Source organism: Jiella avicenniae, from assembly GCF_021390325.1.
Taxonomy (GTDB): Bacteria; Pseudomonadota; Alphaproteobacteria; order Rhizobiales; family Rhizobiaceae; genus Jiella; species Jiella avicenniae.
The window spans coordinates 161,812-177,547 of record NZ_JAJUWU010000009.1; the positions used below are offsets into that span (position 1 = coordinate 161,812).

At 66.8% G+C, this 15,736-nt stretch carries 12 protein-coding genes; 5 read left to right on the forward strand and 7 right to left on the reverse strand.

The genetic code is table 11. The features are described 5' to 3' along the window. Positions 1–2 precede the first annotated feature (2 nt). Together LZD57_RS11120 and LZD57_RS11125 are read right to left on the reverse strand one after the other, a co-directional pair. Positions 3–1,400 (reverse strand): protoporphyrinogen/coproporphyrinogen oxidase, encoded by a 1,398-nt coding sequence (locus LZD57_RS11120; protein WP_233719692.1) that lies wholly within the window; start codon positions 1,398–1,400, stop codon positions 3–5. Between the two features lie 289 nt (positions 1,401–1,689). Next, positions 1,690–3,246 carry an OpgD/OpgG family glucan biosynthesis protein gene (locus LZD57_RS11125; protein WP_233719693.1) on the reverse strand — a complete coding sequence of 519 codons (1,557 nt, stop codon included), beginning with the start codon at positions 3,244–3,246 and terminating at the stop codon, positions 1,690–1,692. A gap of 661 nt (positions 3,247–3,907) precedes the next feature. Between LZD57_RS11125 and LZD57_RS11130 the strand changes: the two genes are divergently transcribed. Next, the gene (locus LZD57_RS11130; RefSeq protein ID WP_233719694.1) at positions 3,908–5,569 is read left to right on the forward strand and encodes an EAL domain-containing protein; all 1,662 of its coding nucleotides are present in this window, start codon (positions 3,908–3,910) and stop codon (positions 5,567–5,569) included. Positions 5,570–5,614: 45 nt separating this feature from the next. On the opposite strand, the gene LZD57_RS11135 is transcribed toward LZD57_RS11130, so the two are convergent. Beyond that, positions 5,615–5,962 carry a DUF2293 domain-containing protein gene (locus tag LZD57_RS11135; RefSeq protein WP_233719695.1) on the reverse strand — a complete coding sequence of 116 codons (348 nt, stop codon included), beginning with the start codon at positions 5,960–5,962 and terminating at the stop codon, positions 5,615–5,617. A 7-nt stretch (positions 5,963–5,969) separates the two neighbouring features. Further along, on the reverse strand, positions 5,970–6,464 hold the full coding sequence (locus LZD57_RS11140; RefSeq protein WP_233719696.1) for an SAM-dependent methyltransferase: 495 nt from the start codon (positions 6,462–6,464) through the stop codon (positions 5,970–5,972). Between the two features lie 174 nt (positions 6,465–6,638). Between LZD57_RS11140 and LZD57_RS11145 the strand changes: the two genes are divergently transcribed. Together LZD57_RS11145 and metF are read left to right on the forward strand one after the other, a co-directional pair. Then, entirely contained in the window at positions 6,639–7,652 is a 1,014-nt protein-coding gene (locus LZD57_RS11145) for an ArsR/SmtB family transcription factor (protein ID WP_233719697.1), read from the forward strand. A gap of 12 nt (positions 7,653–7,664) precedes the next feature. Next, on the forward strand, positions 7,665–8,576 hold the full coding sequence (gene metF, locus LZD57_RS11150; protein ID WP_233719698.1) for a methylenetetrahydrofolate reductase [NAD(P)H]: 912 nt from the start codon (positions 7,665–7,667) through the stop codon (positions 8,574–8,576). Positions 8,577–9,049: 473 nt separating this feature from the next. Here metF and LZD57_RS11155 read toward each other — a convergent pair whose 3' ends face one another. Next, positions 9,050–10,345 carry an amidase gene (locus LZD57_RS11155; RefSeq protein WP_233719699.1) on the reverse strand — a complete coding sequence of 432 codons (1,296 nt, stop codon included), beginning with the start codon at positions 10,343–10,345 and terminating at the stop codon, positions 9,050–9,052. 169 nt (positions 10,346–10,514) lie between these two features. On the opposite strand from LZD57_RS11155, the gene LZD57_RS11160 reads away from it, so the two are divergent. Beyond that, positions 10,515–11,735, forward strand: coding sequence for an alanine racemase (locus LZD57_RS11160; RefSeq protein ID WP_233719700.1), 1,221 nt, complete (start codon positions 10,515–10,517; stop codon positions 11,733–11,735). Positions 11,736–11,914: 179 nt separating this feature from the next. Here the strand turns inward: LZD57_RS11160 and LZD57_RS11165 are convergent, their stop codons facing one another. Together LZD57_RS11165 and LZD57_RS11170 are read right to left on the reverse strand one after the other, a co-directional pair. Further along, positions 11,915–13,438, reverse strand: a complete 1,524-nt coding sequence (locus LZD57_RS11165) for a tlde1 domain-containing protein (RefSeq protein WP_233719701.1) — start codon at positions 13,436–13,438, stop codon at positions 11,915–11,917. Positions 13,439–13,899: 461 nt separating this feature from the next. After that, complete coding sequence (locus LZD57_RS11170; RefSeq protein WP_233719702.1) at positions 13,900–14,814, reverse strand: alpha/beta hydrolase family protein; 915 nt, start codon at positions 14,812–14,814, stop codon at positions 13,900–13,902. Positions 14,815–15,039: 225 nt separating this feature from the next. Between LZD57_RS11170 and LZD57_RS11175 the strand changes: the two genes are divergently transcribed. Continuing rightward, a complete protein-coding gene (locus LZD57_RS11175; RefSeq protein WP_233719703.1) occupies positions 15,040–15,681 on the forward strand; it encodes a gamma-glutamylcyclotransferase family protein in 642 nt (213 codons plus the stop codon). Positions 15,682–15,736 lie beyond the last annotated feature (55 nt).

The following is a 15,736-nucleotide window of genomic DNA, read 5'->3' on the forward strand; positions in this document are numbered from 1 at the left end:
CCTCAGGCAGCCTCCCTCGCCTTGCCACTTCGCCGTCCCATCAGTCTGCGCGTCTTTTTGAGATCGGCGATGGCTCGATCGGTCGACGACGGCGGGCAGACATGGGCGGCGACCTCGTCCATCCGCTTCAGCGTGCGGCAATGGACGTCTTCCATGAGGATATGGGCGAACTCGCCGTTCCGGCCGATGCTCCAGAGCCCGTCGATGCCGGTCGAGCGGGCGAAGCGCCGGCGATCTTCCTCGTAGTCGAGCCGGTAGACCGGATAGGAGACCGGCGTTCTCATGATCCCGCCGGCGCCGAGATGTTTCCGGCGCAGATGCGGGTAGATCGCGCAGATGCCGTCGAGGCAGAGCGAGGCGAGCTTTTCGTTCGGCATGGTCCAGTACTCGTCGCCAACCTCGCAGCCGATGTCGGCGGTGATCAGCGTCTTTCCTTCGGGGGCCAGCCAGGGCATCGAGATCGGCGTCTCGGTGAGACGGAAGAACGGCATGGTCCGGTCGGGCACCCAGAGCATCGTGTCGGGCAGGTAGTGGCGGCCCTCGAAGTGCAGATTGACGAAGATCATCGGCCGGTAGCGGAAACGCGTGAGATGATCGAGCGCGGCCGAACCTTCGACGAGCTTCGGCAGGACGTTGACCGGTGCAGTCGAGATCACGGCCGAGGCCTCGATCGTCTCGCCGCGCACGCGCAGGCCGCGCACCCGTCCGTCCTCGACGAGGATCTTCTCGACCGGCGATTCGAGCCTCACCAGATGACGGACCTGATCGAGCGTCGGTTCCAAAAGCCGCGCGATGCCGCCCTCGGGATAGACGTGGTAGATGCCGGCATTCTCGGGGCGTTCGTGGGAATAGCCGATGCAGACGGCGCGTCCGGTGATGCGTGCGGCCGCCTTGAGGTAGAGCGTCTTGAGGGCGCCGTTGGCCATCTTCTCGCCGACCGACGGGGCGAGGTCGCTCGCGGCCGTGCCCGACCAGGCTTCGGCGATCGGGATCGCCACCGCCTCGGCCAGGGCATCGCCGTAGTGATGGCGGAACCAGTCCTCGGCCGTCGTGATCTCGTGATGCCGGAAGCGGCTCGCCATCGCGCCGCGCACGAAGCGCGGCGAGCGCATCAGGCCGAAGGGATAGCCGTAGGAGGTGCCGCCGAGATGCACCGCTTCGCCATAGTGCCGGACCGGCCGGCAGATCCCGGCCGCACCGAGCGCGGCGGCCAGGCGGTTGTTCACGAAATGCGCGCCGAAATCGTAGGTGAAGCCGGCCGGATCCTTGAACGAGGCCATCATCCCGCCGATCGTCTTGCCCGCCTCGTAGACGGTGACCGGAAGGCCGCGGCGCTGCAGTTCGGCGGCGGCCGTCAGTCCGGCGATGCCGGCGCCCAGAATGGCGATCGGATGCATCATGCGCTCCCTCCTGAACGACGAGAGCGACCCCGAGCCCGAGGTTCGACGGCCTTTCCCGGTCGTGCAAGGCGGCGCTGCGGCTTCGTCGTCGCAGCAATGATAAGTGAAGCGTGATTAATCAGTCGTTGCCATTTGAGGCTGTGCCGTCCGTGCGACGGAAACGATCCGCGAAAGCGTCAACGAAGGGTTTACGGCCACCGCGACGCGCGAAAGGTCGATCCTCTGCCCCGCGTCAGAGCCAAGCCGGATAGCGGCGCGACGAAACGCACGCCGCGACGCCATGACATCGTCAGGCGGCGGAATCGGGATCGGAGAGAAACTGGTAGAGCCAGGTCTCCGTCAGCGTCTGATCGCCGCGCTTGAGATAGGCGCGAAGATCCACCGGATCGGCATCTTCGGCCTTCAGGTCGAAGGTCATGCGCCAGGCCGTGCCGACCTTCACCGAATAGCAGTCGATGTTCGAGAGTTCGCCGCGCGACGTCGACACGACGGCCTCGACGCCCTCGGTCTCGCGGTCGAGCCTTGCGACGAAGCCGCCGTCGAAATCGACCGCGAATTTGACCACGCCCTTCGGCCGCGGCTGACCGGCGATGCCGCCCCGGCCGATGCGCGTCGCGGTGACGGCGCTGACCTCGCTCGGATGCGGCTCGTCCCTGGCCCAGGTAAGGCGGTAGGAGAGGGGGATCTCGTCGCCCTTTTTCACGGGCTTTTCGGAAAGCCAATAGGCGACGATGTTGTCGTGGATCTCGTCGTCGGTGGGAATTTCGACGAGTTGCACCTCGCCCTGGCCCCAGTCGCCCTTCGGCTCGATCCAGACGCTCGGTCGCTTCTCGTAGAAGACGCCGTCGTCCTCGTAGTTGGAAAAGGCGCGATCGCGCTGCAGGAGCCCGAAGCCCTTAGGGTTCTTGTCGGAGAAGCTCGATGTGCGGACCACGGAGGGATTGTTCAGCGGCCGCCAGATCCGCTCGTTGCCGCCGCTGTGAATCGCCAGACCGTCACTGTCGTGGATCTCGGGCCGCCAGTCGACGCGGTCCGGCCTGTCGGTTTCGGAGAACCAGAACATCGAGGTCAGGGGCGCGAGCCCGAGGCGCGCGATGTCGTCGCGGGCGAAGAACCGGCTGTCGATGTCCATGACGACCGGGCCGTGCTTGCCGACGTCCATGCGGAAGACGCCGGTCATGCGCGGCGAATCGATCAGGCAGGTGATGACGAGCTCGTGGCCGGGGGTAGCGGAGCGTTCGAGGAAGTAGTCGGTGAAACGCGGAAACTCCTCCGGCGTCGGCATGGCGACGTCGATGGCGAGTGCGCGCGCCGAAAGGCCGAACTGGTCGAGTTCGCCGGACGACCGGAAATAGGCGGCGCCGAGGAAGGCCAGCCAGTCGTTCTTCTGATCGGGCGCCATCACCCGCAGGCCGGCATAGCCGATGTCCTTCGGCAGCTTGCGGGCCGGGCTGTCGGCTGGCATGTCGAAAACGGCCGGGTCGTAGCGCAACTCCCGCGACTCTCCTCCATCGACCACATGGATTCCGACCGGGAGCTGGAAGTAGCGGCCGAGGTGGAAAAGCCGGACCGGCGCCTCGCCGTCGGCGACCTTCAACGTCGCCTCCGGCCTGTACTTGATCTTCCAGTGAGCGTCGAAGTCGATCTGGTCCAGCACCTCGGGATCGCGCGGCCGCGGCGGGATGTAGGGCTGCATCGCCATGCGCCGGGCATGCTCGGCGAGGAGTTCGAAGGAGAAGGGCCTGGCGTTCTCGAACGAGAGCAGGCCCTCCTCGGCGAAGGCCCGGCCGCCGGCAGGCAACAGGCCGAGCGCCGCCGCCGCGGTCAGGAAGGTGCGGCGACTCAAGCCCGGCCGGTCGGCCGGGATCGCAAAATCTGCAGAGCCCGTGCGCCCTGCACGATGAGCCGTCCCGTCCGGTCGTTCGCTACGCTCATGCATGAATCTCGTCCCCATATCCAAAGCTCGCGACAATGAAGCGCTCGTTCGTGCCGCGAAGTTGGGGCCGATTTTGTCACCGGTAAGGCGATATCTGCATAACAGATATGCATTCACTGAACATGATGATGGAATCGGCATGGTCGATCGTCGTCGCGCGGCACCACGAGGATCACGCATATTTCCAACGGAACAATGGGTTGTCCCCTCGCGGGAGACATACGCGGCTGCCTTTGAGGCCGATCGAAACTACAGTTGCCGCCCGGAGAATTTCCCGGTGTCCGAAGCCGGCATCCGATCTCGTCTTGTCGCCCGAACTCGTCGGTGGAAGCGGCGTCGCCGATGGGTATGCATGGACCCCCCATCGAGCGACTTGCCGGTTCGCCTCGGGAGTATTGTCGAACTCGCGACGATCCTCGCAGACGCCCCATCGATCGGGCATCCGTCTCGATCCGTGTAGTGAAATAATACTTTCATGGACTGAAACCCGATCGCCGGCGACATTTCAGCCGAGTTTTAATTCACCGTTGACGGTTCGATGCTTGAGTTGTGCAGGGGCAAGGGCATCGTAATGGCAAAGTTCATCGTCAGTCTGGTTTCTGCAAGGCAACAGCAAACGGCGGCGCTTCTTGCGGGAGCGGTCGCCTTCCTGCTGCTCTGCCTCTTGGTCGCCGGTGTCGCCAAGGAGGTTGCGGCCATCGCGATCGAGCGGGAGAGCCGTGAGATCCTGCAGCCGATGATCGATCGCAAGTATCTGGTCCAAAAGGCCTTTGCTCTGTTGGAGAGGGACGCGACGGCAGAGCCCTGCAGTCCCTTGTTTCTCGACCAGATGCGACGCATCTCGTTGCTGCCGGACGGGTTGCATGAATTCGTCTATGTCGGCGAGGCGGGTATCGCCTGTTCGGTGACGCAGGGTCGGCTGGCGAGCCCCGTGCCGCTGCGTGAAGCCGATGCGACCTTGTCGGGACCATCCGGGCCGATCGAATTCTGGGCGGAGCGGGAGATGACGGACCTCGGATTCGCGGGCGTCGTCAGCTCGATCGTGAAAGGCGGCCCCTTCGCGGTGCTCTATCCAAAGCCGAAAGACGATCTGCCGCTGGTGAGTTGGCTTCAATACGAATGGGGGATCGAGGACGACCGCCGCTCGTTCTTGCCGCGCGGGGGCGTCGCAGGGATCTACGATAGCAACGTCGGCTCCAATGTCCTCGACCTCTTTTCGCTGTCGCCGGCCGTCCGGGGCATCTATTGCGACACGCCGAATGGTGGCATCTGCGTCGCGACCGTCGTCCCGATCCTGCCGCTCCTGGCCAAGGGCTGGCCGATCCTCCTCGCGGCGTTGTTCCTGACCGCGCTCGCGGCCATGGGTGTCGCGAGCCAGGTGCGGGCTGCCGTGGCGCGGCGGTGGTCGCTGAAGTCGCGCTTCCTCAGAACGCTCGGGCCGGACACGATCCAGTGTCTCTATCAGCCGATCGTCAACTTGAAGACAGGTGAGATCGAGGCCTGCGAAGTTCTTGCGCGCTGGCGTGACGTCGACGGCAGCACGGTCTTTCCCGACTGCTTCATCCCGATTGTCGAAGGAAGCCATCGGACGTTCGAGTTCACGCGTCTGGTCGTCGACCGTGCGTATCGCGAACTCTCGCAGATCGACACTGGAAGCACTCCGCTCTACGTCACTTTCAACATCTTTCCGTCCGACCTTCAGGAGCCCGGCCTTTCGGATGTCTTTTCAGACTTCGTCGCCGATTGCGAGCGTTTCGTCCCGGTGGCTGAACTCGTCGAAAGCGAGGCGATCGACGTGAAGACCATGCAGTCGCGCGTGGACATGCTGCGGGCTTCCGGCACCAAGGTCTTGATCGACGACTTCGGGGCGGGCTACTCCAATATCAAGAACCTCGTCGATCTGTCGGTCGACGGCGTGAAGATCGATCGCTCTTTTGCCATGGCGGCGGACGGAACGGTGGCTGCGCGGATGCTCGACCTCGCCGTCGAGATGGTCCACGCCGCGGGACGCACGATCATCGTCGAGGGGATCGAAACCCAGGAACGGCTCGAAAAGTTGCGACGGCATCATCCGGCCGTCGATTTCGTCCAGGGATTTCATCTCTCCCGGCCCGTCGACGTCGCGACGTTCGAGAGGCTTCGCGCCGAGGCTGAACAGAGGCCGAGCCGGTCCTTGGCCGGACGAGCACCCGCGACCGCCGGCGAAGAAGCGAAGGTCGAGGCCTTCGCCTGATCGCTGCGGAGCTGCGGAAATCCCATCCGAGGTCCGGCCGGTGCCTCACTCTTCGAAAGACTGCTCCACGGAATCCGCGATCTCGTCGTCGCCCGCCTCGTTCGGATCGAGGCGGCGCTTGGCGCCCCAGCGGTCGAGAACGGCGTTGATGTCGTCCGCCACGAAGAACCGCGCCGCATCCTTGTCGTAGCCGTCGTCCATCAAGACGTCGTAGTCCGTATGCTCGTGCCGGATGCGGGCGACGGCCGCGAGCCACACCGCCGCTTCCGCCGAAAGGCTGCGCATGTGCCGCGAACGGGCGGCCTCGCGGATGGCTTCGGCGTCGATGAACGGCGCCCTCGGGATCGTCGCCGTCACCGCCCGCATGATGCGCTTCTGTCGTTCCGTCGCCATGGTCCCGTCAGTCCTGCGCCGGCCGGTCGACCGAGGCGAAATAGGGCTTGATGTCGAGGAGCGGCGTCTTGTCGACGACGTCGATCGCGTCGAGGCCGAGGACGCCCGTATCGGGATCGAGGGCGACGATTCGCGCCAGATGCAGGCCGATCGGATTGGGCCGCGCGGGCGAGCGCAGGGAAAACGTGCCGCGCGCCGTCTCGGCATGGCGGGGCTTCTGCATGGCGAGGTCGCGGCGCGCACCGTGCAGCCAGCTCAGGCAGAAGACGTGATCGCCCACCGACAGGCCGGACAGCGCCTCGCGCCAAGGTCGATCGATCTCGACGCCGCCGCCGCCGCCCGCCTCCAGGGCGGCGCGGCGATTCTTCGGGCAGGCGTCGCGTTCACCGAAGGGCGAGCGCAACCGGCCGATGAAGACGAGGCCGGCATCGTCGGCCGCCGGCATGGGACCCGAGAAGTACACCTCGCCGGGGCGGGCTGGACGCGGGTTCGGGGCGCTCATGGCATGTCTCCACAATGGCCTGCGGGTTTCTGTCCGTCGCTTCGGGAGAGGGGACGGCGCGAAGCCGCTTCGTCATCACCCGGCGCGAGAAAAATCGGGTGACAGATCGCGAAAGTGCTTGCGTTCATTGGCGGTGTCACATAAACATATCTTTATATCCTAATCGAGTTGGCCATGTTGGACGTCCGCAAATTTCCGTTCGAGCCCTTTGTCGATCTGCTGCGCGCCGCAGCCGAGCCGACGAGGCTGCGGCTGCTCGTCCTTCTTTCCGGAGCCGATCTGACCGTCAGCGAGCTTACGACGATTCTCGGCCAGTCGCAGCCGCGGATCTCGCGTCATCTGAAGCTGCTGTCCGAGGCCGGCCTGATCTCCCGCTACCAGGAAGGGTCCTGGGCATTCTTCCGGGCGAGCGACTCTCCGGTGGCGCTGCCCGTCATGCGGGCGCTGGTCGGCTGGCTCGATTCCGCCGATCCCGTGCTCGCCCGCGATGCCGAGCGGTTGGAGGAGGTGCGGGCGAAGCGGGCCGAGCGGGCGGCGGACTATTTCGCCCGCAATGCCGAGGAATGGGACCGTATCCGCAAGCTCCACGTCTCCGACGCCGAGGTCGAGGCGGCGCTGCTTCAGGCCCTCGGCCGGCGGCGGTTCGACACGCTTCTCGACGTCGGGACCGGAACCGGACGGATGCTGGAGTTTCTCTCGTCCCATTGCGAGCGGGCGGTGGGGATCGATTCCTCCCGGGAGATGCTGTCGGTCGCCCGGGCGAAGCTCGATGCCGCCAAGGTCGGCAATGCGCAGGTCAGGCTCGGCAGCGTCTATCATCTGCCGATCGAGCGCGGCGGTTTCGATCTCGTCGTCATCCATCAGGTGCTGCATTATCTCGACGATCCGGCCCGGGCCGTGCGCGAGGCGGCAGGCGCGCTCGCCCCCGGTGGGCGGCTGGCGATCATCGACTTCGCTCCCCACGATCTGGAATTCCTGCGCAGCCAGTATGCCCATCTGCGCCTCGGCTTCGCCGACCAGACGCTGGCCTCCTATGCCGAGGCGGCGGGGCTGACCGTCCGGACGCTCACCCATCTGAAATCGACGGCCACCGCCGCCGGCGAACTCACCGTCACGCTGCTTCTCGCCGAGGACCAGCGGCTCCTGGTCGCCGCCGAGGATGCGGCCCGAACGTCAACGACAAGCTGAGGAAACAACGCCATGAGTCAGGTCAACGCCCTGTCGAATTCCGGCATCCGCGTCTCGTTCGAATTCTTCCCGCCGAAGACCGAGAAGATGGAGGAGAACCTTTGGCGCTCCATCGAGCGGCTGGCGCCGATGCAGCCGACATTCGTCTCTGTGACGTATGGCGCAGGTGGCTCGACCCGCGAGCGCACCCACCACACGATCTCGCGGATCCTCAAGGAGACGAGCCTCGTGCCGGCGGCGCATCTGACCTGCGTCGACGCCTCGCGCGAGGAGGTCGACGACGTCGTCCGCCAGTATCGCGACACCGGCGTCAAGCACTTCGTGGCCCTGCGCGGCGACAGCCAGGCGGGCGTCGGCGGCAAATACGTCGCGCGGGAAGACGGCTATCGCAATGCGGTCGAACTCGTCGCCGGCCTGAAGGCGATCGACGACTTCGAGATTTCCGTGGCGGCCTATCCGGAAAAGCACCCCGAGAGCCCGGACTTCGCCACCGACATCGATCTCTTGAAGCGAAAGGTCGACAACGGCGCCACCCGGGCGATCACCCAGTTCTTCTTCGACAACGACGTCTTCGAGCGTTACGTCGAACGTGCGCGCAAAGCCGGGATCTACATCCCGATCGTGCCCGGCATCGCGCCGATCCACGACTTCACCAAGATCGCCCGTTTCGCCGGCGCCACCGGAGCAAGTATTCCGGCATGGCTCGCCGCGCGGTTCGACGGACTGGATGGCGACGAGCAGACCCATTCGCACGTCTCGGCGGCTTTCTGCGCCGAACAGGTTCTCGACCTGACGAAGCGCGGCATCTCCGATTTCCACTTCTACACGATGAACCGTGCCGACCTCGTCTATTCGATCTGCCACATCCTCGGCCTGCGCGCGGCGCTGCCGAAAGGCAAGCTGGAGGCCGCGGCTGCGGCATGAACAATCGGCCGCATCGGCGGCCGCGACGATCCGCAAATGAGGAAAGGCCGGGTTTCCCCGGCCTTTCCTGTTTCGTCCCGCTTCGAAGACGGGGAGCGGCTGGGGCCGGATCCGTCGTCGAGACTTATTCGAAGGCCTCGACGTGGCCCGCCCATTGCGCCTCCTGGCACTGGCTCAGGGCATGTAGCCCGCCACCATGGCTGCGAGAAACGCGAAGGCCGCGCAGATCATGATGAGGTTGAGCGAACGCGTGAGATGCATGGCTGTCTGGCTCCTCGTTGCATTCATCGTGACAGGTTAACGAACGCATACGATCCGTAAAGGCACAATCGTCGCTGCACCGCCGCATGAACGCCGAAGCCTATCCCCAAGTGGCTCGCAATGCAGAGGATGCAACTGCGAAGTCGATGTCGGGAATTCTGCCGATCGTCCCGTTTTGAGACAATCCTGCCGCGGATGTCGTCAGATTTTCGTCATGTTCGCACATCGAGGGGCGCGGCGATCAGCGCCTGGAGGAGGCTTGCGACCTCGAGCGCCAGCGCGTCTTTGCCGAAGCGCGCGATCACCGAGACGCCGAGCGGCAACCCGCCGCCCGAGACCAGTCCGGGCACGTTGACGACCGGGTTGCCCGTCAGCGTCCACAGCTTGTTCACGAGCGCATCGCCGGTGCTCGTCAGGCCCCGCGGAGCCGGCCCGAGCGCCGAGGGCGCGATCAGGACGTCGACGGTCTCGAACAGCGCAGACGCGGCCTTGCGGCCGATCCGCGCGGTCCGGCGCGCATCGTCGTATTCGGCCGGTTCGATCGTCGCGCCGTGATCGAGGATCGCGCCGAGCTTCTCGCCGAGCTGCTCGCGATGGCGGCGATATTCGCCCGACAAGGCCATGGCCGCTTCGAAGCCCTGGATCGTCGTGTGGCACGTTCGGGCTGTGCTGAGGGCAGCCGGTTCCTCGACGGTGACGATGGCGGCACCGGCCCGGTCGAGCAGCCTCGCCGCTTCCGTGACCGCGCCCTGCATTTCGGCCTCGACCTCGTCGTCGACGGCGCTTCGGTAGACGCCGATCCGCAGGCCGTTGCCATCGGTCAACGTTTCCCCACCGAAATATCGGCCGGTGATCAGCCGGGCGGCGAGCGCCAGATCTTGCGCCGTCGCGGCGAAGAGGCCGGCGGTGTCCAGCGTGTATGAGAACGTCTTCATGCCCATGGTCGGCAGCAGGCGAAAGCTCGGCTTGAACCCGGCGACGCCGCAGTAGGAAGCCGGCCGGATCACCGAGCCGCCGGTCTGCGACCCGAAGGCCAGCGGCACCATGCCGGCCGCGACGGCCGCCGCAGAGCCGGAGGACGAGCCGCCCGGCGTATGGTCGAGATCGTGCGGGTTGCGGGTTGGCGTCGGGTCGAGGCTGGCGAACTCCGTCGTCGTCGTCTTGCCGAGGATCGCCGCGCCGGCGACGCGAGCCATCGAGACGAGCGAGGCGTCGACGACCGGCCGGTGGCCGCGATAGATCGGCGAGCCGTGTTCCGTCGTCATGTCGCGCGTGTCGTAGATGTCCTTCACGCCCACCGTGACGCCGGCGAGCGGGCCCCCCGAGGCCGCGGCTTCGGCAAGGCTTTCTTGCGGCGCGAGGCGCAGGAAAGCACCCACCTCGCCGTCGCTCTCGGCGATCCGCCGGCGTGCGGCTTCGATCTCGGCGGCGGGCGTCGAACGGTTGTCGGTGATCGCCGCGACGATCTCGGAAAGTCTCGCAGCGGCTGTCGGATGGCGGTCGAGCATTCTTCAAACGGTCCCTTGAACCCGCGACGGCCGCGGTATTTCGATCCCGGTACCGCTCCCATCGCCTCGCCCGCAAGCACAAACCCTGCTGCCGTCACCCCTTCGCTCCGTTCGACCTCGACGCCCGCCGCCCCATCTTCCGGCGCGCCAACCTCTCGGAGACGCCAGCTTGCAGAGCTTTTCGACGGCCAAAGACGCCGCCCTGACCTTGCGCCCCGACGCGCCCGTCTACTGTTTCCGGCCGGATGTCCTGGCAGCCGATGCCAAGGCCTTCGTGACGGCGTTTCCCGGCGAGACGGCCTATGCGGTCAAGACCAATGGCGAGCCGATGGTGCTGGAGACCCTCGCCAAGGCCGGGATCTCCACCTTCGACGTCGCATCGCCGGGCGAATTCGCGGCGGTGAAGGCGGCGAAATCCGACGCCGAGATGCTCTACATGCATCCGGTGAAGGCGCAGTCGGACATCCGCCTGGCGCTGGAGACATACGGTATCCGGGTGCTCTCCCTCGACCATGAGGACGAGGTCGCGAAGATCCTGCGGATCGTGCGGGCGCTCGACATCGACCCCGGGACCGTGACGCTGTTCGTCCGCATCCAGACCAAGGGCCACGCCGCCTACGAATTGTCCAGGAAGTTCGGGGCCGCGCCCGCCCATGCCGTCGAGCTCTTGCAGCGCTGCCACAAGATCGGCTTCAAGGTGGGCATCTGCTTTCACGTCGGCTCGCAGATCGAGGATCCGGACACCTACGAGCGGGCCCTTGCCTCGGCCGACTGGGTGCGCAACCGCGCCGACGTGCCGCTTGCCGGGCTCGACGTCGGCGGCGGCTTTCCGGCCGAATACGGCCACGACCCGCGCCGCAAGAAGAAGGAGATGCCGGGCTTTCCGGAGATCATGACGCGGCTGAACGCCGACATCGGCGAATGGGGCTTCGGCGACATGCCGCTGGTCGCCGAGCCGGGACGGGTGATCGTCGCGCGGGCGTTTTCGCTGATCGTGCGGGTGCTGCTGCGGAAAGGTCGGCGGCTCTACATCAACGACGGCATCTGGGCGTCGCTGTCGGATTCGTGGACCGGCAAGATCACCCTGCCGGCCCGGTTCATCCCCGATCCGGCGCGGGTGACCCGCAACGGCGATCCGACGAAGATCGGCGCCTTCAAGGTCTGCGGCGCCACCTGCGATTCCGTCGACATCCTGTCACGGCCGTTCTGGCTGCCCGAAACCGTCGACACCGGCGACTGGATCGAGATCGGCCACATCGGCGCCTACTCGCTGTCGCTGCGCACCCGCTTCAACGGCTTTTATCCGGATACCTTCGTCGAGGTGGCGTCGCCCTTCGACGCGGGCGACAAGGCCGAAGGCTATGCCAGCCTGGAGACGATGGCGGACTGAGCGCCGAAGGCGGCGCTCTCCTCGCCCGCGTGGCATGAGAGCGGGGCAGGGCACCGGCGAGACCCTTACGCCGGATTCCGCAGGTGTCCGCTTCGCATCGCGAGGCAGGGGGGCACCGCGATCGCCGCCATCCCGGCAAGAACCAAGGGGAGGCCCGGGCGCGAGGCCGGCGGCTTCGTCTACAGCGCCGCCATGTAGGTCGGCAGCTCGTCGAGGCTCGGGACGACGATCATCCTCCTGACCTGACCGCGCTTGAAGGCTGCCAGGAAGCGGTCGTAGTTCTTGAACACGACGCAACCGTTCGACTGGGAGCGATCGCCGCCGCCGACATACATGTAGGAGTGGGCGAGGAGGCCGTCGCGGTTGTATTTCTTGCGACCGTCCGCCGGCAGGAGACGGATGGCCTCGACACCGTGGAACAGCGCCTCGCGCATACGCAGGTTGTAGAGGTTCGGCGGCGTCGGCCCACGCATCTTCTGGGCGACGTAGCGCGGATTGTCCTGCATGTGGCCGAGGCCGGAATGGGCCTCCAGCTTGCCGTCGCCCGGAAGATAGACGGTCTGCGCGGAGATGTCGTAGACGGCGATGCCGCTGCCGGCACCGGGGAGCTTGGCGGAGCCGCCGCCCTTGAAGAGCTTTTCGAAGAACCCGCCGATGCCGCCGCTTCCGCGCTCGCCCGGCGATGCCGGACGGGTGCTGGCAACGGCCGGGGCGCGCTGCGGGGCCGCCCGCTGGGCGGGTTGCTGGGCCGGCGCGGGCTGGCTCTGCGGTGCTGCGACGACGGGCGGCTGATAGGCCGGGCGGCGCTCCGGCAGCGGGACGGCCAACGCCGTCATCTCTTCGCTCGCGGTGCCGAGCGAACCCGGGCCGTCGCTCGGCTCGAGGCTGGCGACCCGCACTTCCTCTCCGGCCGCCGTTTCGGGGCGTGACGACGGCAGCGGGATCGCAGCGGCGATGGCGTCCTCGACGGGGCCGTCCGGCGTCGCCTCGGCATTGGCCTCGACGGCCGCTGCGGCCTCGACTTCGGGGCGCAAGGAGGGGCGCGGGACGTCGGCGGACTGATAGGCGGCGATTGGAGCGTCTTCGAGGCCGGCCCTTGCGGCGGGCCGCGGATCGAAGGAGGCGAGCCGGGCGAGGGCCTCGTGGCTCGAACCCTCCGCCGTCTTCGGCGCGGGACGTGCGGCGGGCTTTGCCGGCACGGCTTCCGCCGCGACCTGAGCTTCGAGGCTCTTCGGCAACTTGGCGAGGATCCTGGTCGACGCTTCGGGGCGGGGGATCGTCAGAGCCGCGGCGACGACTTCGTTCGTAGCGCTTCGGGCGGCATTCGCGCCCTGACGTTCCGCGACCTCGTCCGACGGGTGAAACACCCGGCCGCCGCGGTCCGCCGGCTCGTGGCCGGCACGCCAGCCGACTGCGTTCGTGGCAACCAGCTTGGGGGAAAACAGGCGAGAGGCGCGATCCTCTTCGGCGACATGCGTCCGTGATGCGGCGGGAAGGGCAGGGCGGCTCTCGGCTGCCGGCTGCGTCGCTGCCATCCGGGCGTCGGAAAGGCGGGCAGCGGCGACGCCACCGCGCGATCCACCGTCGTCCGCTGCAGACGAAGCGAGTTGCGGCGCTTCCACGACCGCGACGCCCACGGTGACCGACATCACCACCGCGCCGGCCCAAAAAGCGCGGCGTCTGGCGTTGCGCGACATGCGCATGAGCCCTCTTGGGCGCGTCCCCTCAAAGCGTTCCGCGGTCAACCGCTTCCCCCATCTGTCTCGTGACGACCACCGGCGAGGGCCCCCTTGCCCGGAGCCGATCTTTCGAACCGGCCCGCCAGTCGTTCATTCATCATCGGCGAAACGTGGTAACCAATTCGTTTCGCCCGCTGAGATTTCCTTCACCATCTTCGTCGACGCCGCTCCTTCGAGGGATCCGCATCGACATCGGTCATCTCCGGCCCGGCTCGATTGGGCTCGGCAATGCGCCCGAGAGAGGCAGCATGCAAGGACGCACGTCGCCCTGCTCACCGCAGTTCGACGATCGATCACGACGCGTTGGCTGAACCCCTCCAGCAACAGTCAAGAAGAGTAACCCGGCGGAAGCGGCATAATTGCGGCAGATGATGCAAATTTGCCTGCGCGGCCAATTTTCGCGCCCGCAACGACCGGCGTGTTCGTCAGTCCGCGGCAGGCGGCCGCGAGCCGCGCAAGAGAAACTCGGTCGCGACGGGCCACAAGGTCTTGCGCACCTCGCGGCGGAAATAGCCCATGTGGCCGATCGGCCGGCCGGCCTCTTCGGGCGACAGCCAGACCTCGTCGATCCGGGCGCCGGAGAAGCGTTCGAGCATCGCCCCCACGGCTCCGGGCGTGCCCCAGCGGTCGTCGGTCATGGCGATCGACAGGAGCGGGATGCGAACGTCGGAGAACCGCTCCGCCTCGGGAACCTCGGGATCGGAGAACAGGAAATCCGGCCTGCGGCACCAGCGGGCCCAGTCCCGGAAGATCGGTCCGGCGAGCGCCGTGCCGAGGCCGACGCTCGCCGGAACGTGGCCGAACAGGCGGGTGGCCGGGACGCCGGCGACGTTCATCCGGGCAAAGATGCTGAGCGGTTCGGCCGTGCGGCGGAAATAGCCGTTCATCGTGGCGACGAGGCAATAGCGCTCGAACCGTGCCGAGACGCCGGACAGGCCGAGAGCGACCCCGCCGAAGGAATGGCCGATGCCGACGACGGGGCCTTCCCCGGCCTCGGCTTCGAGAACGGCGAGGCTCGCCGGAAGATCGAGGACGCCCCAGTCCTTCATGCGGAACGTGCGGGCCCTCGACGTCCGAGCCGCGTCGCCGACGCCGCGATAGTCGTAGGTGAGAACCGCCCGCGAGCCCTGTTCGACGAGATGTGCCGCAAAGGCGCGGTAGAACCGCCGCTCGACCGCTGCCGCCGAGGAGACGAGCACGGCCGGCCCGCGGCCCTCGCCCTGGAACAGAGTGGCGGGCAGGGTGACGTCGTCGCCGGTCTCGACGGTCAACTCCCGCCGGCTGACCGGGAAGAAGGCGTCCGATGCCGCCGCGTTCGGATGGGGGGTGAAATCCGCCATGAACGCCAAGTTGGTTGCCGCTTACGTCCAAGTCAACACGATCCGTCTTCGCCACCGCCATCGGGAAGGGGCGAGGGCGCGGGCCGGCCTGTCGCCGCGCCGGATCTGAGAACGGGCGCGCTCCGGCACGCTCGCCTCGACCGCGCGGCTTTGCTAGGACGCGTTCGATCTTCGCCGTGGCCGTCTTTCGACGACCCGCTGCGGCAGCACCGAACGGGGCAACCGATGCACAACGACGTCTTCCACGAGGACCATCCGGAGCTCGCCGATCTCGCCGCCCAGAACCGCGTCGTCGCCTATTTCGGCTACGGCTCGCTGGTCAATCCGCGCACGCTGCGCACCAAGTTTCTCGGCATCAGGCGAGCCGAGGCGGCGGGTTGGCGCCGGTTCTGGCTGCCGCGCGCGGCGAACGTGGAGATGTCTCTCCTCTCGGTGAAACCCGACGAAGAGGCGGCCGTTCACGGCGTCGTCGTCTACGATCTCGCCGAGCATCTGCCGGCCGTCGACGAGCGCGAGGCCGGCTATGCCAGGCGGATCGTCGATCTTTCGCGGCTCGAAATCGAGAACCCGCCGCTCGAGGGCATTCCGGTCTACATCTACGAGGCGGAGGCCGGAACCGCGACGGCCGAGGACCGGCAGTCGGCGATCCTGCAGAGCTATCTCGACGCGGTGATGCAGGGGTTTCGGATGCTCTATGGCGACGACGGACTGAGCCGTTTCGTCGAGGAGACCCATGGCTTCGAGACCAGGCTTCTCGCCGACCGAGCCGCGCCGCTCTATCCCCGGCCGGTGTCGCTGGAGAGGGGGGAGGCAGAACTGTTCGACCGGCTTTCGACGGAGCGTGGTGTGGTGACCGTGACGCCTTGAGCGGAGAAGCCGGCAGAGCGTTCTCGATCGCAGTCTCGCGACGGCCGTCACGTCC

Excerpts from the sequence above, each read along its gene's own strand:
- LZD57_RS11145 (WP_233719697.1), top strand. The coding sequence starts at position 6,639 with ATGTTGGACGTCCGCAAATTTCCGTTCGAGCCCTTTGTCGATCTGCTG.
- LZD57_RS11140 (WP_233719696.1), bottom strand. The coding sequence starts at position 6,464 with ATGAGCGCCCCGAACCCGCGTCCAGCCCGCCCCGGCGAGGTGTACTTC.
- metF (WP_233719698.1), top strand. The coding sequence starts at position 7,665 with ATGAGTCAGGTCAACGCCCTGTCGAATTCCGGCATCCGCGTCTCGTTC.
- LZD57_RS11120 (WP_233719692.1), bottom strand. The coding sequence starts at position 1,400 with ATGATGCATCCGATCGCCATTCTGGGCGCCGGCATCGCCGGACTGACG.
- LZD57_RS11170 (WP_233719702.1), bottom strand. The coding sequence starts at position 14,814 with ATGGCGGATTTCACCCCCCATCCGAACGCGGCGGCATCGGACGCCTTC.
- LZD57_RS11165 (WP_233719701.1), bottom strand. The coding sequence starts at position 13,438 with ATGCGCATGTCGCGCAACGCCAGACGCCGCGCTTTTTGGGCCGGCGCG.
- LZD57_RS11135 (WP_233719695.1), bottom strand. The coding sequence starts at position 5,962 with ATGGCGACGGAACGACAGAAGCGCATCATGCGGGCGGTGACGGCGACG.
- LZD57_RS11155 (WP_233719699.1), bottom strand. The coding sequence starts at position 10,345 with ATGCTCGACCGCCATCCGACAGCCGCTGCGAGACTTTCCGAGATCGTC.
- LZD57_RS11175 (WP_233719703.1), top strand. The coding sequence starts at position 15,040 with ATGCACAACGACGTCTTCCACGAGGACCATCCGGAGCTCGCCGATCTC.
- LZD57_RS11130 (WP_233719694.1), top strand. The coding sequence starts at position 3,908 with ATGGCAAAGTTCATCGTCAGTCTGGTTTCTGCAAGGCAACAGCAAACG.